This is a genomic window from Streptomyces sp. NPDC000594, from assembly GCF_040299965.1.
Taxonomy (GTDB): domain Bacteria; phylum Actinomycetota; class Actinomycetes; order Streptomycetales; family Streptomycetaceae; genus Streptomyces.
The window spans coordinates 445,095-463,917 of record NZ_JBEPCY010000002.1; the positions used below are offsets into that span (position 1 = coordinate 445,095).

General features: G+C 71.1%; 17 protein-coding genes. 9 read left to right on the forward strand and 8 right to left on the reverse strand.

Annotation, left to right across the window (positions count from 1 at the left end; all coding sequences use genetic code 11):
* Positions 1-48: 48 nt before the first annotated feature.
* The 3 genes from ABT354_RS04630 (at position 49) to era (ending at position 3,586) form a co-directional block, all read left to right on the forward strand.
* Complete coding sequence (locus ABT354_RS04630; protein WP_351488927.1) at positions 49-1,410, forward strand: WxL domain-containing protein; 1,362 nt, start codon at positions 49-51, stop codon at positions 1,408-1,410.
* 66 nt (positions 1,411-1,476) lie between these two features.
* Positions 1,477-2,562, forward strand: a complete 1,086-nt coding sequence (locus ABT354_RS04635; RefSeq protein ID WP_351488930.1) for a COG1470 family protein — start codon at positions 1,477-1,479, stop codon at positions 2,560-2,562.
* Between the two features lie 70 nt (positions 2,563-2,632).
* Positions 2,633-3,586 (forward strand): GTPase Era, encoded by a 954-nt coding sequence (gene era, locus ABT354_RS04640; RefSeq protein ID WP_351488933.1) that lies wholly within the window; start codon positions 2,633-2,635, stop codon positions 3,584-3,586.
* Positions 3,587-3,695: 109 nt separating this feature from the next.
* On the opposite strand, the gene ABT354_RS04645 is transcribed toward era, so the two are convergent.
* Positions 3,696-3,983, reverse strand: a complete 288-nt coding sequence (locus tag ABT354_RS04645) for a protealysin inhibitor emfourin (protein ID WP_351488935.1) — start codon at positions 3,981-3,983, stop codon at positions 3,696-3,698.
* Between the two features lie 131 nt (positions 3,984-4,114).
* Positions 4,115-5,182 carry a M4 family metallopeptidase gene (locus ABT354_RS04650; RefSeq protein ID WP_351488938.1) on the reverse strand — a complete coding sequence of 356 codons (1,068 nt, stop codon included), beginning with the start codon at positions 5,180-5,182 and terminating at the stop codon, positions 4,115-4,117.
* A 391-nt stretch (positions 5,183-5,573) separates the two neighbouring features.
* Between ABT354_RS04650 and leuA the strand changes: the two genes are divergently transcribed.
* Both leuA and ABT354_RS04660 read left to right on the forward strand, forming a co-directional pair.
* Complete coding sequence (leuA, locus tag ABT354_RS04655) at positions 5,574-7,340, forward strand: 2-isopropylmalate synthase (protein WP_351488941.1); 1,767 nt, start codon at positions 5,574-5,576, stop codon at positions 7,338-7,340.
* Between the two features lie 244 nt (positions 7,341-7,584).
* Positions 7,585-8,262: a TerB family tellurite resistance protein gene (locus tag ABT354_RS04660; protein ID WP_351489197.1), complete on the forward strand. Its 678-nt coding sequence runs from the start codon at positions 7,585-7,587 to the stop codon at positions 8,260-8,262.
* Between the two features lie 108 nt (positions 8,263-8,370).
* Here ABT354_RS04660 and ABT354_RS04665 read toward each other — a convergent pair whose 3' ends face one another.
* Positions 8,371-9,834, reverse strand: coding sequence for a S28 family serine protease (locus ABT354_RS04665; RefSeq protein WP_351488944.1), 1,464 nt, complete (start codon positions 9,832-9,834; stop codon positions 8,371-8,373).
* 288 nt (positions 9,835-10,122) lie between these two features.
* Between ABT354_RS04665 and recO the strand changes: the two genes are divergently transcribed.
* Positions 10,123-10,869, forward strand: a complete 747-nt coding sequence (gene recO / locus ABT354_RS04670) for a DNA repair protein RecO (protein WP_351488947.1) — start codon at positions 10,123-10,125, stop codon at positions 10,867-10,869.
* 26 nt (positions 10,870-10,895) lie between these two features.
* Positions 10,896-11,708 carry an isoprenyl transferase gene (locus ABT354_RS04675; RefSeq protein WP_351488950.1) on the forward strand — a complete coding sequence of 271 codons (813 nt, stop codon included), beginning with the start codon at positions 10,896-10,898 and terminating at the stop codon, positions 11,706-11,708.
* A 143-nt stretch (positions 11,709-11,851) separates the two neighbouring features.
* Here the strand turns inward: ABT354_RS04675 and ABT354_RS04680 are convergent, their stop codons facing one another.
* The 4 genes from ABT354_RS04680 to ABT354_RS04695 form a co-directional block, all read right to left on the reverse strand.
* Positions 11,852-12,286 (reverse strand): Fur family transcriptional regulator, encoded by a 435-nt coding sequence (locus ABT354_RS04680; protein WP_351488953.1) that lies wholly within the window; start codon positions 12,284-12,286, stop codon positions 11,852-11,854.
* A gap of 61 nt (positions 12,287-12,347) precedes the next feature.
* Positions 12,348-13,256: a metal ABC transporter permease gene (locus ABT354_RS04685; RefSeq protein WP_351488956.1), complete on the reverse strand. Its 909-nt coding sequence runs from the start codon at positions 13,254-13,256 to the stop codon at positions 12,348-12,350.
* Positions 13,257-13,261: 5 nt separating this feature from the next.
* The gene (locus tag ABT354_RS04690; protein ID WP_351488959.1) at positions 13,262-14,035 is read right to left on the reverse strand and encodes a metal ABC transporter ATP-binding protein; all 774 of its coding nucleotides are present in this window, start codon (positions 14,033-14,035) and stop codon (positions 13,262-13,264) included.
* A gap of 44 nt (positions 14,036-14,079) precedes the next feature.
* Positions 14,080-15,237, reverse strand: coding sequence for a metal ABC transporter substrate-binding protein (locus tag ABT354_RS04695; protein ID WP_351488962.1), 1,158 nt, complete (start codon positions 15,235-15,237; stop codon positions 14,080-14,082).
* A gap of 226 nt (positions 15,238-15,463) precedes the next feature.
* Here ABT354_RS04695 and ABT354_RS04700 point away from each other — a divergent pair, with 226 nt between their 5' ends.
* Together ABT354_RS04700 and ABT354_RS04705 are read left to right on the forward strand one after the other, a co-directional pair.
* A complete protein-coding gene (locus ABT354_RS04700) occupies positions 15,464-16,849 on the forward strand; it encodes a glycine--tRNA ligase (RefSeq protein WP_351488965.1) in 1,386 nt (461 codons plus the stop codon).
* 316 nt (positions 16,850-17,165) lie between these two features.
* Positions 17,166-17,405 (forward strand): DUF6243 family protein, encoded by a 240-nt coding sequence (locus ABT354_RS04705; RefSeq protein WP_351488968.1) that lies wholly within the window; start codon positions 17,166-17,168, stop codon positions 17,403-17,405.
* Positions 17,406-17,609: 204 nt separating this feature from the next.
* Here the strand turns inward: ABT354_RS04705 and ABT354_RS04710 are convergent, their stop codons facing one another.
* Complete coding sequence (locus ABT354_RS04710; protein ID WP_351488971.1) at positions 17,610-18,776, reverse strand: hypothetical protein; 1,167 nt, start codon at positions 18,774-18,776, stop codon at positions 17,610-17,612.
* Between the last annotated feature and the right edge of the window lie 47 nt (positions 18,777-18,823).

Consider the following 18,823-nt stretch of genomic DNA (forward strand, 5'->3'; position numbering starts at 1 on the left):
GGCCCCACCCCTCAATGGCCCCCTGCACACCATGGAAGGGGGCACCCCATGGCCTCAGCCGGAAGACCGCCCACCACCCGAAGAGACGCAGGCCCGGCCCGGTGGCGCCGGCCCGTGGGGGTCGGGGCGCTCGTCCTCGCCACCGGGGCGGCGGCCCTCACCGCGCCCGCCACCGCGCTGACCGCCGCACCCACACCGGTGAACTTCGCGACCCGGTGCGTACCGCCCCCGGTCGCCGGGCTGCCGCCCATCAACGGCACCACCACCGCCGAGATCTCGGTGAATGACACCACCCCCCGGGTCGGCGACACCGTCACCGTCACCTACCGGGTGACCAAGCCCGCCGCGAGCAACCCCGTCGACCTCGCCCTGCCCGCCGACATCATGACCCCCTCCGGCACCACGGTCCTCGGCGGCGCCCAGACCGGCCGGATCACCGTCACCGGCCCGAAGAAGAACCCGCCCGTCCCCGCCAAGGGGGCCTTCCCGCCGTTCTCCATGACCGGCACCTTCAAGGTCACCGCCCCGGGCGAGATCACCCTCTCCCCGGGCGACTACAACATCCACACCAGTTACATCATGGAGCTGGACACCCCCTGTACGGTCTCCTCCCCGCCCGCCCCGGTCTCCCTGACCATCACCGCCGAGGGCGACCCGGCACCCCGGGAGCGCGCCATCGAGCTGGGCGCGGCCTCCGGGAAACCCGGCGCCCGGGTCACCGTCACCGGCAGCCGCTTCACCCCGCTCACCGAGGTCACCGTCGCCGGACGCGCCGGCGCCGCCCAGACCGCCGACCGGATGACCCTGACCACCGACACGGACGGCGCCTTCACCGCCCGCCTCAAGGTCAACGACAAGGCCACCACCGGGATCGTGGCGTACGAGGGCGCCTCCTGGTCCGACGACAAGGGCGCGGGCCCGGCGGCGTACACCGTCGAGGACGACACCCCGCTGCCCCGCCAGAGCCAGCGGATCAACGCCCTGGTCGCCAACGGCACCCTCGCCATGTCCCAGGAGGGCGACACCGTCCAGCTCTCCAAGGTCGACTTCGGCACCGGCGGCGGCGCCGACGGCGCGCTGCGCACGGTCACCGTCCGGGACTTCCGGGGCGGACCCGCGGGCTGGTCCCTCACCGGCAAGGTCAGCGACTTCGCCGGGCCCGGCGGCAGCACCATCGACGCCGAGAAGCTCCACTGGAGCCCCTCCTGTGCCACAGCCCCCGGCAGCCCCAGCACCTGTGCCGCCGGCTCCGAAGGCCCGGTGGGCACCGGCGGAGCCACCCTGGCCGCCACCCCCGACGCCGCCCTCACCGGAGGGGAGTTCACCGTGGACGCGGGGCTCTCGCTGAAGGTCCCGGCCTTCACCCCGCCCGGGGCCTACACCGGAGTGCTGACCCTGACCCTCACCTGACCGCAGCCGTACGCGGGCCGGTACGGGACCCGGCCGGCCCGCCCCGATCCGAGGGAGCCCGGCCCCATGCCCGTACCGCGCCGCCCCCCGTACACCCCGCTGACCGCCCTCGCCGGCGTGTTCACGGCGGTGCTTGCCGCGGTGCTCGCGCTCCCCGGGGCGTCCGGGGCCCACGCGGCGGACAACGGCCACTGGTCGGTCTTCCCCGCCGCCCCCGGGAAGGCGTCCGCCGCGACGGCCTCCTCCGGGGCGCCCGCACGCCCGTACTTCTATCTCTCCGCCGACCCCGGGCAGACCCTGCGGGACCGGGTCACCGTCACCAACAGGACCGGCCGCCCCCGCACCTTCCGGCTGTACGCGGCCGACGCCCACAACACCGTCCGCGACGGAGGGTTCGCCGTGCGCTCCCCGGAGGAGCCCCGGCGCGGGGTGGGCGCCTGGGCCCGGCCGCAGCGGGAGCGGATCACCGTACCCGCCCGGGGCTCCGTCACCGTCCCGTACACCCTCACCGTCCCCGACAGCGCCCCGCCGGGCGACCACCCGGGTGCTCTGGTCGCCCTCGACGAACAGGTGGCCACCACCGGGGGAGCGGTCGGCATGGGGGTGCGCCAGGCCGTCGGCGCCCGGGTCTATCTCCGGGTCAACGGACCGGCCGTGCCCGCGCTCACCGTCGAGGACCTCCGCGTCGAACAGCACCGCCCCCTGGTGCCCGGCACCGGCGAGAGCACCGCCGTGATCACGTACACCCTGCACAACCGGGGCAATGTGACCCTGAGCCCCCGGGTCGGGATCCGGGCCGAGGGGATCCTCGGACGGGAGCTGCTGGACCGGCGGGCCTCCCGGGTCCCCGCCGAGCTGCTGCCCCGCCAGCGGGTCCGGCTGACCGAGCGCTGGCAGGGCGCCCCCCGGTTCGACCGGGGCACCGTACGGGTCACCGCCACCGCCCCCGGGGTACGGGCCTCGGCCGATGTCTCCTTCCTCGCCGCCCCCTGGACACTCCTCGCGGTGATCGCCGCCGTGCTGGCCGCGCTCGCCCTCCACCGGCTCCGCCGCCACCGCGCCCGCCGGGCCGCCGGGACCGGAAAACGGGGGCCGAAACCGCCCGGAACCACCGGCGGACCCCTCGCCGAATCCACCCCGTCACCCGTATGACCAGGCACGGCGTACCCTCCGGGGCACCCGGCGCCCCTCGTGGCCAGCGGGCCGTCCCGCATCAGGGACAATGGGCGGCATGAGTGTTCGTACCCAGTCCTCCGAGCCCGCCCCCCACCGGGCGGGCTTCGCCTGCTTCGTAGGCCGCCCCAACGCGGGCAAGTCCACCCTCACGAACGCTCTCGTCGGACAGAAGGTGGCGATCACCTCCAACCGTCCGCAGACCACCCGCCACACCGTGCGCGGGATCGTCCACCGCCCCGAGGCGCAGCTGATCCTGGTGGACACCCCCGGGCTCCACAAGCCGCGCACCCTCCTCGGCGAGCGGCTGAACGACGTGGTCCGCACCACCTGGTCCGAGGTCGACGTCATCGGCTTCTGCCTCCCCGCCGACCAGAAGCTGGGCCCCGGCGACCGCTTCATCGCCAAGGAGCTGGCGGGGATCAAGAAGACCCCCAAGGTCGCCATCGTCACCAAGACCGACCTGGTCGACTCCAAGACCCTCGCCGAGCAGCTGCTCGCCGTCCACCGCCTCGGCGAGGAGCTGGGATTCGAGTGGGCCGAGATCATCCCGGTCTCCGTCGTCGGCGACCAGCAGGTCCAGCTCGTCGCCGAGCTGCTGGTCCCGCTGCTCCCGGAGGGCCCCGCGCTCTACCCGGAGGGCGATCTCACCGATGAGCCCGAGCAGGTCATGGTGGCGGAGCTGATCCGGGAGGCGGCCCTGGAGGGGGTCCGTGACGAGCTGCCGCACTCCATCGCCGTCGTGGTGGAGGAGATGCTGCCGCGCGAGGACCGCCCCGCCGACCGGCCGCTGCTGGACATCCACGCCAATGTGTACATCGAGCGCCCCAGCCAGAAGGGGATCATCATCGGCCCCAAGGGCAAGCGGCTCAAGGATGTCGGGGTGAAGTCCCGCAAGCAGATCGAGGCGCTGCTCGGTACGCCGGTCTTCCTCGACCTCCATGTGAAGGTCGCCAAGGACTGGCAGCGCGACCCCAAGCAGCTCCGCCGACTGGGCTTCTGATCCCGACGGCCCCGGCGGCCCCGGCGACCTCGGCGATCCTGGCGGCTCCGGCGGTCCCGGTACGCCCGCGCGGCCCCGAGGGCACCGCGGGCGCACCGCTCGGTGCCGCCTAGGCTCCGGTGCGCAGCACGCGGGAGATCAGCTCCCGCTGGGCGTCGGTGAGGTCCGGCTCGGCGCAGTGGACGGTGTGTCCGTCCACGGTGATCTCGTAGCCGAAGCCGTCCGGGACGCCCCGCCGGGGGGACGGATACGCCTCGGCGACCGCCCGCTCGGCGAGCGCCCGCCACTCCGTGGTGTCCTCCGCCGTGCCGGTGCCGGTGCCGGTCTCGTCGGTGTCGATCTCGCGGTGCAGCTCGATCCCGGCGAAGCCGCCCGTTCGTGTGACCTGGATACGCATGGTTACGGCTCGGCTCCCGACAGGGTTCGACTGGGCTCTGCAAGGCGAGTGGTGGCGGTACGGCGGGCCGGTGAGGACCGACCCGCCGCAGCGTTCCGTCTCGGGGTCCGCCGCAGGCTGCGGCAGGGCCGTCAGCCGGTCGGTACCTTCACGGTCTGCCACGCCTTCTGGAGGGCCTGGAGCTCCGTGCCGTCACCGTATCGTTCCTCCGCCTTCCGCAGGGTGAGCCCGGCGAAGTCACGGAAGCTCGCGTCCTCGTACAGCTCCCCCGAGGTGAGCGTGTCGTACCAGATCTGGCCGGCCCGCTCCCAGGACTTCCCGCCCAGCTCGGTGGCGAGCAGATAGAAGGCGTGGTTGGGGATGCCGGAGTTGATGTGCACACCGCCGTTGTCCCGGCCGGTACGGACGTACTTGTCCATGGTGGCGGGCTGCGGGTCCTTCCCCAGGATCTCGTCGTCGTACGCGGTGCCGGGCGCCTTCAGGCTGCGCAGCGCGACCCCGTTGACCCGGGGGCCCAGGATCTCCGCGCCGAGCAGCCAGTCCGCCTGCTCGGCGGTCTGACCGAGGACGTACTGCTTGACCAGCGATCCGATGACATCCGACACCGACTCGTTGAGCGCGCCCGGCTGCCCGAAGTAGGTGAGGTTGGCGGTGTACTGGGTGAGACCGTGCGCCAGCTCGTGCGCGATCACATCGACCGAGTTGGAGAAGTCGACGAAGATCTCCCCGTCGCCGTCGCCGAACACCATCTGCTGGCCGTTCCAGAAGGCGTTGGTGTAGTTCCGGCCGTAGTGGACGCTGGCGACGAGCGGAAGGCCCTCACCGTCGAGGGAGCTGCGGCCGTACGAGGAGAGCAGCAGCTCGAAGGTGGCGCCCAGGCCCGCGTAGACACGGTTGACGGTGGCGTCCTGGCCGGGGTCCTCGCCCTCGCCGCGGACCTTGTCACCCGGCAGCCGGGTGTTGTTCTCGCAGTCGTGGATGGTGCGGTTCGGGTGCTCGGTGGCACCGGCGCCCCGGATGGCGGCGACCTCGTCCGGGACACCGATCCGGATGTTCAGGTCACGACGGGTGCGCTGTTTGGCGTCCGTCTCCAGGGTCCGGCGTGCCATGGGTGCGAGGTCCGGATCGTCGGAGGTCGCGACCTTGTCGAGCACATGGGGCGGAATGATCGTGCAGAACGTGGGGTGGAAGTTGGCCATGTCCGGCAATGTGGCACCGCGTGCGCGCCTTGTCGCGAGAAGTCACGGTGATTACTGAAATGGAGTGACTTGGGTACCGGAGGTTGACGGTCGTGTACGGAGGGTCCCGCTCCGGGGTGCCGGGTAACCATGAGGTGTCCCGCATAGTGAAACGCGGGGCGCGGGGGCCGCGATCCTCGGTTAGGCTTCGGCCCATCATGCACTTCGGGCTGCTTCTTCTTAGCTGCCGCGGCGAGGGCCTGTTGTCGTAGGCCGACCCCCTCCCCGCGGGATCCCGTGCTGCTCGACTCCGTCGGCCTCGACCATGAACCCCTGCCCGCCCCGTCCGTGGCGCCGGGAGGGTCATGGAGCGCCGCCAGATCCCAGCCGGAATCCCGAGGAGCCCCCCTTCATGTCCGAGTCCGAGTACTCCATCGGCCGCGCGACCCCCATCACCACCGCGACGCACACCCAGAAGCCGTCAGGCATGCCGACGCATAAGTACCGTCCGTTCGAGGCGGTGGAGCTGCCGGATCGGCAATGGCCCGGGGCGCGGATCACGAAGGCGCCGCGGTGGCTGTCGACGGATCTGCGGGACGGTAACCAGGCGCTGATCGATCCGATGTCGCCCGCGCGGAAGCGGGAGATGTTCGAGCTGCTGGTGCGGATGGGTTACAAGGAGATCGAGGTCGGTTTCCCGTCGTCGGGGGAGACGGACTTCGCGTTCGTCCGCTCGATCATCGAGGACGGGCTGGTGCCGGACGATGTGACGATCTCGGTGCTGACGCAGGCGCGGGAGGAGCTGATCGAGCGGACGGTGGAGTCCCTGCGGGGGGCCCACCGCGCGACCGTCCACCTCTACAACGCGACCGCCCCGACCTTCCGCCGGGTCGTGTTCCGGGGATCGAAGGAGCAGGTGCGGCAGATCGCGGTGGACGGCACCCGGCTGGTGATGGAGTACGCGGAGAAGCTGCTCGGCCCCGAGACGGTGTTCGGCTACCAGTACAGCCCGGAGATCTTCACCGACACGGAGCTGGACTTCGCGCTGGAGGTCTGCGAGGCGGTCATGGACGTCTGGCAGCCGGAGGCCGGCCGGGAGATCATCCTGAATCTGCCGGCGACGGTGGAGCGCTCGACGCCGTCGACGCATGCGGACCGGTTCGAGTGGATGTCGCGGAATCTGTCCCGCCGGGAGTTCGTGTGCCTCTCCGTCCATCCGCACAATGACCGGGGTACGGCGGTGGCGGCGGCGGAGCTGGCGCTGATGGCGGGCGCGGACCGGATCGAGGGCTGCCTCTTCGGGCAGGGCGAGCGGACCGGGAACGTGGACCTGGTGACGCTGGGGATGAACCTGTTCTCGCAGGGGGTGGACCCGGAGATCGACTTCTCGCAGATCGACGAGATCCGCCGCACGAGCGAGTACTGCAATCAGATGCCGGTGCACCCGCGCCACCCGTACGCGGGAGACCTCGTCTACACCTCGTTCTCGGGGTCGCACCAGGATGCGATCAAGAAGGGGTTCGACGCGCTGGAGGCGGATGCGGCGGCCGCTGGTGTGACGGTGGACGACATCGAGTGGAACGTGCCCTATCTGCCGATCGACCCGAAGGATGTGGGCCGCTCGTACGAGGCGGTGATCCGGGTGAACTCGCAGTCGGGCAAGGGCGGTATCGCGTATGTCCTGAAGAACGACCACAAGCTGGATCTGCCGCGGCGGATGCAGATCGAGTTCTCGCGGATCATCCAGGCGAAGACCGACAGTGAGGGCGGGGAGGTGACCCCGGCGGCGATCTGGGCCGTCTTCCGGGACGAGTACCTGCCCAACCCGGCCAACCCCTGGGGCCGCATCCAGCTCCGCTCCGGCCAGACCACCTCCGACACCGACGGGATCGACACCCTGACCGTCGAGGCCGCCGTCGACGGCGCCGAGACCGTACTGACCGGTAGCGGGAATGGGCCGATCTCCGCCTTCTTCGACGCGCTGAACTCCGTAGGGGTGGACGCCCGGCTGCTGGACTACACCGAGCACACCATGAGCGAAGGGGCCTCCGCCCAGGCCGCCTCGTACATCGAGTGCGCCATCGACGGCGCGGTGCTCTGGGGCATCGGCATCGACTCCAACACCACGCGGGCCTCGCTGAAGGCGGTTGTCTCCGCCGTCAACCGCGCCAGTCGCTGATTCGGGTAGCCCCTCTCACCCATCACCGGCCGACCGCCGTCCGACCGCCCCCGGGGCCTCTCGCAAGAGATGGCCCCGGGGGCGGCCCGGTTCCCGGGGGCCCCGACAGGGGCGAGGAATCAGCCATGTGCGGGCCTGCCACCGCCGTGGTGCTGACGCCATGCTGAGCATGTGGCTAACATCACGTCAACGCGGGGTTGGTTGCTGGAGCGTCACGGAGGTCGCGGTGCGCGCAGACCGAGGTATGTTTGGCCGAAAGCTAATGGTCTGCGGCATTCATACGTCATGGAACACGGTGGGGGACGGCGAGTTCTTCTGTCCCGACTGCGGCGGGGACCGCAACTACCGTCGGCGGACCGGCCGTCGCCGGTTCACCCTGCTGGGAGTTCCCCTGATGCCGCGCGGCGCGACGGGCCCGGTGGTCGAATGCGCCGCCTGTCAGGGCCATTTCGGCATGGACATCCTGGACCACCCCACCACCTCGCGTTTCTCGGCGATGCTCCGCGACGCGGTCCATACGGTCGCCCTGGCGGTGCTGGCCTCCGGCGGCACCTCGTCACGGCCGGTGCGGGAGACCGCGGTGGCCACGGTCCGCGCGGCCGGACTCCATGACTGCACCGAGGACCAGCTCACCGGGCTGATCGAGGCGCTGGCGGCGGACACCGGGCGCTTCGTCGCCGATGTCGGCCCCTATGGGGCGGCCCTCGCCATCGAGCTGCACGAGGCGCTGGAGCCGCTCTCCCCGCATCTGGCCCCGGCGGGCCGGGAGTCGATCCTGCTCCAGGGGGCGCGGATCGCCCTCGCCGACGGCCCGTACAGCCCGGCCGAGCGGGAGGTGCTCGCCACGGTGGGCGCGGCGCTCCAGCTCCGCCCGGAGGACATCGAGCGGCTGCTGTCGTCCGCCCGTACCGCCTCCCCCTGATCCTCCCGGGCGACTCCGCCCGGTGGCGGGGAGGCGGGCCGCAGCGGCCCGCCTCCCGTCAGCACCGCGATCACGGCGATCGGATGATCACCGGGTGAGGGGCGGTGATCAGCGCGGGAGCATCCGCAGCATCCGCTGCCGCTCCGTGTCCTTCTGGTCCAGCCGGACGTCGAAGCGCGCCAGCGGCTTCGCCTTCGACGGGTCCTGCTGGACGGCCTTGGGCGCGACCCCGGCCCACTTCAGGATGCGCGAGGTGGCCAGCGCCTTCTGCTTCGCGGGCAGCTCCCCGATCTCGGCCAGGTGGCTGGCCTTGGGCACGGTCAGCACATAGCTGTCCTTCGCCCCCTTGCCCAGGCGGAAGGGCTCGGCGGCCCACGGGTCCCACTCGCCGTTGAGGAAGAGCATCTGGTTCGCGTTCTTCTGCACCCAGGTGTCGATGTCCGCCATCGCCTTGGGCTTGAAGGTCATCGGGATGCTCTTCGGGACATAGTCGCGCGGAGTCGTCTCCGGGTACTTCACCAGGCCCTTGAGGTGCTTGGGCGTCTTCACCGAGGGATAGCCCAGCTCGGTGCCGGCCTGGAAGTAGTACGGGGTGAAGAACGACAGGCTGGTGTCGCCGCCGCCGTAGAAGCCGCCCAGCTCATTGAGGAGGTTGAACAGCTCGTCGTCGCTGAGCTTCGCGGGCTTGGCGGGCACGTCCCAGCAGCCCTCCTGGCCGCTGTACTGCCAGAAGCCCCAGGACAGGCCGGTGATCGCGCTCTCGTACGCCTTGTTCACACCGCCGAGGGTGTTGAAGGTGACCCCGTCCGTCGCGGCCATGGCCTTGAGCTTCTTGACCATGGGCGCCCGCCGGATCAGACCCTCGCGCTCCAGCGCCTGGAGAGAGGTGCGGCACGCCTTGGGGCCGACCGTGCGGAAGAACTCGTCGTACCGCACGTCCTCCTTGTTGTCCACGTCGTTGGGGGCGACATAGGCGACCACACCGTCCATGTCCTTCGGGTGGAAGCGCTCGTAGTACGTCGCCGTCATCCCGCCCTTGGAGGCACCCGTGGAGATCCACTTCTTGGTGTAGATCTTCTTCAGCGCGGTGAACAGCCGGTGCTGGTCGTCGGCGGCCTGCCGGATGTTCATCTTGGACCAGTCCGCCTTGGCGGGGGCCGACGGGGCGAAGAAGCGGTGCTCCAGCGAGACCTCGTTGCCGTCGATGATCCGGGCGGGCTCCGAGCGCTCGGGGTCCGGCCAGAGGTAGTACCCCGAGGTGTGGAAGACCGTCGGGCGCTTCACATCCTTGTGCAGCAGCGTGAACTGCTGCTCGAAGGTGCCCTTCTTGGGGTTCTTGTGGTCGACCGGCTGGGTGTAGGTGAGGGTGAAGAAGCGGTGCGCGCCGACCTTCTCCTCGCTGATCACCTTCATCCCGGGTATCGCGAGCAGCCGCGTCTTGATGTCGGCGGCGGCGCTCGTCCGGCTCTCCCCGGCCGTACGGTCAGGGCCGGCGGTGGCCGTGGCCCCGGCGGCCGACGCGGTACCCATCACCAGCGCCATGGTCACCGCGGCTACGAGCGTTCTGCGCATCTGTGTCCTCCCCTGGAACTCACTGCGTGTACGCACCAGGGGACCGTGTCCGCAGGGGGGTGGTTCCCTGCTGGGGGTGTGACATGTGCGACTCAACAATCCCCTGGACAGCGAGCCCTCCGGACCCCCTTCCTCCGGGCGGCCCGGACCCCCTTCCCCCGAGCTGCGGAACCCCCGTCCTCCGGACCCCCTTCCTCCAGGCGGCGGAACCCCCGTCCTCCGGGGCCGGCCGTCCCCGGCCGGGCCGTCGCGTTCCGTACCGGGGAGCGGGTGCGGGAGAATGGGCCCATGAGTCTGTTCCGTGATGACGGCGTCGTCCTGCGCACCCAGAAGCTGGGCGAGGCCGACCGCATCATCACGCTGCTCACCCGGGGGCACGGCCGGGTCCGCGCCGTCGCCCGGGGGGTGCGCAGGACCAAGTCCCGGTTCGGCGCCCGGCTGGAACCCTTCTCCCATGTCGATGTGCAGTTCTTCGCCCGGGGCGGCGAACTGATCGGCCGGGGCCTGCCGCTCTGCACCCAGAGCGAGACCATCGCACCCTACGGCGGCGGGATCGTCACCGACTACGCCCGCTACACCGCGGGCACCGTCATGCTGGAGACCGCCGAGCGCTTCACCGACCATGAGGGCGAACCCGCCGTACAGCAGTACCTCCTGCTGGTCGGAGGGTTGCGCTCGCTCTCCCGGGGGGAGCACCCGCCCGGTCTGATCCTCGACGCCTTCCTGCTGCGCTCCCTCGCGGTGAACGGCTACGCGCCGAGCTTTGAAGACTGCGCGAAATGCGGGCTTCCCGGGCCCAACCGCTTCTTCTCGGTGGCCGCCGGGGGAGTCATATGCGGGGACTGCCGGGTCCCCGGTAGCGTCGTACCCTCTGCCGAGGCCGTCGGTCTGCTCAGCGCGCTGCTGACCGGTGACTGGCCCGCGGCGGAAGCGTGCGAGGCGCGTCATGTCAGAGAGGGCAGCGGGCTGGTGTCCGCGTATCTGCACTGGCACCTGGAGCGCGGTCTGCGGTCGCTCCGGTACGTCGAGAAGTAAAGAATCAGCTAGGAGATGTGAGCCGCATGGCACGACGCGGAATGCTCGGCCGGTCCCGCCGTGAGTACCGGGCCCCCGACCCGCACCCCTCCGGCGAGCAGCCGCCGAAGATCCCCGGCGAACTGGTACCGAACCACGTGGCCTGCGTCATGGACGGCAACGGCCGCTGGGCCAAGGAGCGCGGCCTTCCCCGTACCGAGGGCCACAAGCTGGGCGAGAGCGTCGTCCTCGACGTGCTCAAGGGCTGTCTGGAGATGGGCGTCCAGAACCTCTCCCTGTACGCCTTCTCCACCGAGAACTGGAAGCGCTCGCCCGACGAGGTCCGCTTCCTGATGAACTTCAACCGCGATGTCATCCGCCGCCGCCGGGACGAGATGAACGCGATGGGCATCCGGATCCGCTGGGTCGGCCGGATGCCGAAGCTCTGGAAGTCGGTCGTCCAGGAACTCCAGGTCGCGCAGGAGATGACCAAGGACAATGACGCCATGACGCTCTACTTCTGCGTCAACTACGGCGGCCGGGCCGAGATCGCCGACGCCGCGCAGAAGATCGCCCAGGAGGTCGCGGCCGGGCGGCTGGACCCCTCCAAGGTCAATGAGCGGACCTTCCAGAAGTACCTCTACTACCCGGACATGCCGGATGTGGACCTCTTTCTGCGCCCCAGCGGCGAGCAGCGCACCTCCAACTACCTGATCTGGCAGAGCAGTTACGCCGAGATGGTCTTCCAGGATGTGCTCTGGCCCGACTTCGACCGCCGTGATCTGTGGCGGGCCTGCCTGGAGTACGCCCAGCGGGACCGGCGCTTCGGCGGGGCCATTCCCAATCAGGTCGAGCAGTAGCGCCCCGCCCGGCACGGCCGGGTGACGACGTGCACGGGCCCGGGGGTGCTCCCCGGGCCCGGCGTCGTCCTGTGGTGTCACGTACCCGCGGTGTCACATCGCTGTGGTGTCACGTACCTGCGGCGTCGTCCCGTCGTAAGGCGTCAGGACGCGGACTTCGCCGCGCACTCCGCGCAGGTGCCGAAGATCTCGACGGTGTGCGCCACATTCACAAAGCCATGGGCCGCGGCGATCGTCTCCGCCCACTGCTCCACCGCGGGGCCCTCCACCTCGACGGCCTTGCCGCAGATCCGGCAGACCAGATGGTGGTGGTGGTCGTCGGTCGAGCAGCGGCGGTAGACCGACTCGCCGTCGCTGGTCCGCAGCACATCGACCTCGCCCGCCTCGGCGAGCGACTGGAGGGTGCGGTAGACGGTGGTCAGCCCCACCGAGGCGCCCTGGTGCTTGAGCATGTCGTGCAGCTCCTGTGCGCTGCGGAACTCGTCCACCTCGTCGAGCGCAGCCGCGACCGCGGCACGCTGCCGGGTCGACCGGCCTCGCACAGGGACGGTGTTACCTCCGCTTGGCGCCGACGCCACAGGTGCCTCCTCGCTTAGCCCCACCGATCCTTGTCGGGGCCAATTCTGCCAGGCCGGCCCGTCACACCCGTACGTCGTCCCGTGGACCACGCGCGCCCGGGAGTCCCACGGGGCACTCTGCCGCGCTTCCCGCGCCCCCGTGGGCCTCCGCGCGCCGGGCCCGGCGGCGGGCCAGCGGGGTCGCCAGCACGGTGAGGGCGATGAAGAGCGCGATGGCCATCAGCACGATCGTCGCACCCGGGGGTACGTCCTGGTAGTACGAGGTGCTGGTGCCCGCCAGCGACACGGTGACGCCGATCCCGACCGCCAGGGCGAAGGTCGCCCGGAAGGAGCGGGTGAGCTGCTGGGCCGCCACCACCGGGACCACCATCAGGGCGCTGACCAGCAGCAGCCCCACCACCCGCATGGCGACCGAGACGGTGACCGCCGCGGTGACCGCGATCAGCAGATTCAGCGCCCGCACCGGCAGCCCGGTGACCCGGGCGAACTCCTCGTCCTGGCTGACCGCGAAGAGCTGGCGCCGCAGCCCCACCGAGACCAGCAGCACAAAGGCGGCGAGGAGCGAGATCGCCAGCAGATCGGCGTCGGAGACGGTGGAGAGCGAGCCGAAGAGATAGGAGCCGAGGTCCCCGGTGGAGCCGGTGTCCGAGACATTGACCAGCAGCACACCGCCCGCCATGCCGCCGTAGAAGAGCATCGCGAGGGCGATGTCGCCGCGCGCCTTCCCGTACATCCTGATCAGTTCCATGGTCACCGCACCGGCGACGGAGACCAGGGTGGCCATCCAGATGGGGCTGGTGGAGAGCAGGAAGCCGAGGCCGACACCGGTCATCGCCACATGGCCGATGCCGTCGCCCATGAGCGCCTGGCGGCGCTGGACGAGATAGATGCCGATGGCGGGGGCGGTGACGCCGACCAGGAGGGCCGCGAGGAGCGCCCGCTGCATAAAGGCGGTTTCGAGGATGTCCATGGCGATCAGGTCAGCAGTCCTGTGCGGAGCGGCTCATGGGCCGCGTGCGGATGTACGTGGTCATGGCCGGGGAGGGCGTGCTGGCCCACCGCCTCGGGCGGGGGTCCGTCGTGGACCACACAGCCGTCGCGGAGCACCACGGCCCGGTCGATCAGCGGCTCCAGCGCGCCCAGCTCGTGCAGGACGAGCAGCACACTGGTCCCGGCGGCCACCTGGCCGCGCAGGGTCTCGGCGAGCACCTCCTGGCTGGCGAGGTCCACACCGGCCATCGGCTCGTCCATGATCAGCAGCTCGGGTCCGGCGGCGAGCGCACGGGCGATCAGCACCCGCTGGTGCTGGCCGCCGGAGAGCGCCTCCACGGGGTCCTGGGCCCGGTCGGCGAGGCCCACCAGCTCGATCGCCCGGTCCACGGCGGCCCGGTCGGCCCTGGAGAGCAGCCCGAAGCGGGCCCGGGAGAGCCGGCCGGAGGTGACGACCTCGCGGATGGTGGCGGGCACCCCGCTGGCGGCGGTGGTGCGCTGGGGCACGTACCCCACCCGGTGCCACTGGCGGAAGCGGCGCAGCGGGGTGCCGAAGAGCGAGACCTCGCCCTCGGTCAGGGGGACCTGGCCGATGACCGACCGTACGGCGGTTGACTTGCCGGAGCCGTTGGCGCCGAGGAGGGCCACCACCTCGCCGGGGGCCACGGTCAGATCGACACCGCGCAGCACCGGGCGGGAGCCGAGCGAGGCGCGGGCGCCCCGCAGGGCTATGACGGGGTCGTGCGAGGGGGGCGCCACGGTGGTCTCCGATCTCTGGCGGGCGGTCGGTGGGCCGAGGGGGCTCACTTCGCCCCCAGGGCCTTCTGGAGGGCGGCCAGATTGGCCTTCATGACCTCCAGGTAGTCCGAGCCCGGGGAGGCGTCGGTGATCCCTTCGAGCGGGTCGAGCACGGCGGTGTCCAGACCGGCCTCGGAGGCGAGGGTCTTCGCCGCGCGGTCGCTGGCGAGGGTCTCGAAGAAGACGGTGGTCACCCCGTCCTCCTTCGCGACGGTGCGCAGCTCCTTGATCCGGGCGGGGCTGGGCTCGGCCTCGGGGCTGATGCCGGAGATGCCCTCCTGGATCAGGCCGTAGCGCCCGGCGAGATGGCCGAAGGCGGCATGGGTGGTGATGAAGGTCTTGGTGTCGGTGGTGCGCAGGCCGTCCCGGAAGGCGGTGTCCAGCTTGGTCAGCTCGGAGACCAGGGTGTCCGCGTTCTTGCGGTAGGTGGCGGCGTTCTCCGGGTCGGCCTTGGCGAGGGCCCGGCCGACGCCCTCGGCCATGTCGGCGTACTGGACCGGGTCGAGCCAGCTGTGCGGGTCGGTGCCGCCGGCGTGGTCGTGGCCGTGCCCGTCGTGGCCGTCGTCGCCCGCGCCGGTGTCCTGCTCGGGCTGCTCGGTCTTCTCGGTCTTGTCGCCGGTGTCCTTGTGGCCGTGGCCGTCGTCGTGGCCCGTGTCGCCGTGCTCGTCGCCGTGGTCATGACCGTCGCCGTGGCCGTCGCCGTGGTCGTGCGACTCCTCGTGACCGGATGACTCCTCGTGGCCGTGCGTGTCCCCGGGCTCGTGGTCCTGGGTCTCCTCGCCGGCCTTCGGCAGCCCCTTCGTCAGGGTGGCCGCGTCCGTGCGGTGGTCCACGCCGGACTGCTCGATGGCCTTGTCCACGGCGGGCTGGATGCCCTTGAGGTAGAGGATGTACCCGGATTCGCCCAGCTCGGCGGTCTGGCGCGGGGTGAGGTCGAGATCGTGCGGCTCGACACCCGGCTTCGTCAGGGTGGAGACCGTCACCGCGTCGCCGCCGATGCGCTCGGCGAGGAAGGTCATGGGATAGAAGGACGCCGTCACCTTCAGCCTTCCGCCCTCCCGGCCGTCGCCGCCGTCGGTGAGGGAGCAGGCGGAGAGCGCCGCCAGGCCGAGGGCCAGGGCCCCGGCGATGGCGGTGGTGCGTATGTGACGTCGCGCGTTCATGACTGTCATTTTCAACAAAAATGGAAACGATTGTCAACAAGCGGGGGTGCGGGACCCCGGGCGAGAGGAGTCGCCGGCCGATCATCCGGCTCCGCCCGGGTACGACTCGTGCGTCAGCAGGGCAAACGCTCTCCTTTGCCCCGGCAATCGATTTGGTCCGAGGGGTACGCGCGCCGGTAACCTGAATCAATCGCCGTTCGTCGTCGTCATCAATGAAGAGAGCACCGTGGCCGCCGACAAGATCGAGACCATCGTCAGCCTCAGCAAGCGCCGTGGCTTCGTCTACCCGTGCAGTGAGATCTACGGCGGTCAGCGTGCCGCCTGGGACTACGGGCCGCTGGGCGTGGAGCTGAAGGAGAACATCAAGCGTCAGTGGTGGCGCTACATGGTCACCTCGCGTGAGGACGTCGTCGGACTGGACTCGTCGGTGATCCTGGCCAGCGAGGTCTGGGAGGCCTCCGGCCATGTCGCGACCTTCTCCGACCCGCTCACCGAGTGCACCTCGTGTCACAAGCGCTTCCGCGCCGACCACCTGATCGAGGCGTACGAGGAGAAGCACAGCGGCCGCACCCCCGAGAACGGCCTGGCCGACCTCAACTGCCCCAACTGCGGCAACAAGGGCACCTTCACCGACCCGAAGCAGTTCTCGGGTCTGCTCTCCACCCACCTCGGCCCGACCGCGGACTCCGGCTCGATCGCCTATCTGCGCCCCGAGACCGCCCAGGGCATCTTCACCAACTTCAGCCAGGTGCAGAACACTTCCCGCAAGAAGCCGCCGTTCGGCATCGCGCAGATGGGCAAGTCGTTCCGTAACGAGATCACGCCCGGCAACTTCATCTTCCGCACCCGCGAGTTCGAGCAGATGGAGATGGAGTTCTTCGTCAAGCCGGGCGAGGACGAGCACTGGCAGCAGTACTGGATGGACCAGCGCTGGAACTGGTACACCGGCCTTGGCATGCGCGAAGAGAACATGCGCTGGTACGACCACCCCAAGGAGAAGCTCTCCCACTACTCGAAGCGGACCGCCGACATCGAGTACCGCTTCCAGTTCGGCGGCAATGAGTGGGGCGAGCTGGAGGGTGTCGCCAACCGCACCGACTACGACCTCACCGCGCACTCCAAGGCGTCCGGCCACGACCTGTCGTACTTCGACCAGGAGGCCGGGGAGCGCTGGACGCCGTATGTCATCGAGCCCGCCGCCGGTGTCGGCCGCACGATGCTGGCCTTCCTCCTCGACGCGTACAACGAGGACGAGGCGCCGAACGCCAAGGGCGTCATGGAGAAGCGCACCGTGATGCGTCTCGACCCGCGCCTCGCGCCGGTCAAGGTCGCGGTGCTGCCGCTCTCCCGCAACCCGCAGCTCTCGCCGAAGGCCAAGGGTCTCGCGGCCGATCTGCGCCAGCACTGGAACATCGAGTTCGACGACGCCGGCGCCATCGGCCGCCGCTACCGCCGTCAGGACGAGATCGGTACGCCGTTCTGTGTCACGGTCGACTTCGACACCCTCGACGACAACGCGGTGACGGTGCGCGAGCGCGACACGATGAAGCAGGAGCGGGTCTCCCTGGACCAGATCCAGGCGTACCTCGGTTCGCGGCTGCTCGGCTGCTGAGGACCGTGACGCGGTGACCGTGACGCGGTCCGCCGCGCCATGACGTGCTGCCGAGGGGCCGGCCGGGCGATGTGCCCGGCCGGCCCCTCGGCGTTCCGCTGCCCCGCCCCGGCGGCCCGTCGCGCGGGGGCGGCGGCCGGGTGCCGGAGGGCCGGTGGCCGGGTCGCCCGGGGATACTCTGGTGCGGCGCGTGCGCCCGGTGGCGTACGCTCCAGGGCATGTCTTCGTTCTTCCAGATCTACGAGTGAGAGAGCGGCGGCCGTCCGCCCTCATCTGACGAACCACCAGTCATTCCTCACCACGATGGGAGAACACCGTGGCCAAGAGCCGTAACAACCTGCTCGGCGTCGGCGGACAGCGCAAGAAGCTGTCCCGGAGCGATCAGCAGGGTCTGGGGCAGGCCCGCGAGGCCGACCTCAGGACCGCCGCCGACCACAAGGCCGAGCTGGTGCGCAAGATGCGCGAGCGGGCCGGGAACCCGGCCCCCGCCGACAGCGCGACCGACGCGGACACCACCGCCCAGGGCGGCACGGACAGCTCCGACGCCCAGGGCTGAGCCCCTCGCGGAGCCCCTTGGCGCCCGAGGCTGAGCCCCCGGGGCGCCGCTTTCGGCCCCGAACGGCGAGAACAGCACGGACCCCGGACCGATGATCGGTCCGGGGTCCGTCGTTCTTCACAATCGCGTACGACCGGAACGGCGCCGCCGACCCCTCCGGAACGTGCCGCAGGACGACCCCTCCGGCACGGGCCGGGCGAGGGCTCAGCGCGGCAGCCGGGCCGCCACCGGGACCATGTCGCCGGTGGTGGCGATGCCCACCGTCCACAGGCTCCGGCTCCCCGGCACCCCGGCGATCGACCGGATGACCAGATCCGGGGCGGCGGCCCGCTCCCAGCGGCGGTCGGCGCCGTCCCAGCGCAGCAGCACCGGGGCGGACGCCTTGCCGCCGCCCGCCCAGAGGGCGCCGTCCGCCGTCCGCACCACGGCCCGCAGCCGCCCGTCGGCCACCCTCGGTGTGCTCGGCTCCGTCCAGACCCGTCCGTTCCAGCGGGCGGTGTACGGGCGCTCGGTGCCATCGGTGGCCACCGCGCCGCCCACCGCCCAGACCTCACCGGACGGGGTGACGGTGACGCCGCCGAACCAGCGGTGCTCACCCGCCGCCACCGGGGTCGCCACCCGCTTCCAGGACGTCCCGTCCCAGTGCAGGACCAGCGAGGACTGGGTGCCGTCGGCGGTGGCGTACGAGGAACCCACCGCCCAGATGTCGTCCGCCGCGACCACGGCCAGGGCCGTCAGCTCGCCGGGGCCGGTGGCCGGCAGGGCGTGCCGCTCCCAGGCGGTGCCGTTCCACCGCTGGATCGCGGGCCCGCTGTTCTTGACCCCGCCCACTCCGGCACGGCCCACCACCCAGGCCGCGCCGTCCGGCGCGGTGGCGACGGCGTCCGGCACCACCCGCCCGGCCGGATCGGCGGCGAGGGCACGATTGGTCCAGGTGGTGCCGTTCCAGTGCGCCGTACCGGCACCGACGGCCCAGATGTCGTCCTCGGCCCGTACCGCCAGGGACTGCGGCCAGTTCCCGGCCGGCAGTCTCGACTCCTCCGTCCAGGAGGTGCCGTTCCAGCGCAGGGCGACGGGCTCACCCGTGGAGAGACCGGACAGCCGGTGCCCGATCGCCCACACCCTGCGGGAGTCGAGGCCGGCCACGGCGGTCAGATCGCCATGGGCGAAGGGGACGGCACTGGCCCGCCAGGGGCCCTTGAGGGCGAGCGGGGCGGCGGCGGCCGCGGTGTTCAGGGGGGTGGCGGCGCCGTTCGGACCGAGGTCCGCGGCGATCACCCCGCCGGTGGCTATCGCCGTCGCCGTCAGCACCGCGATCAGCACCGGGCGTCGCCGCCCCGCCGAACGCCGGGGGTCGGTCGTCGTCTTCACGGGTTCCCTCTTCCTCTCCGTATGGTCGGTACTGCCGGTACCACCGG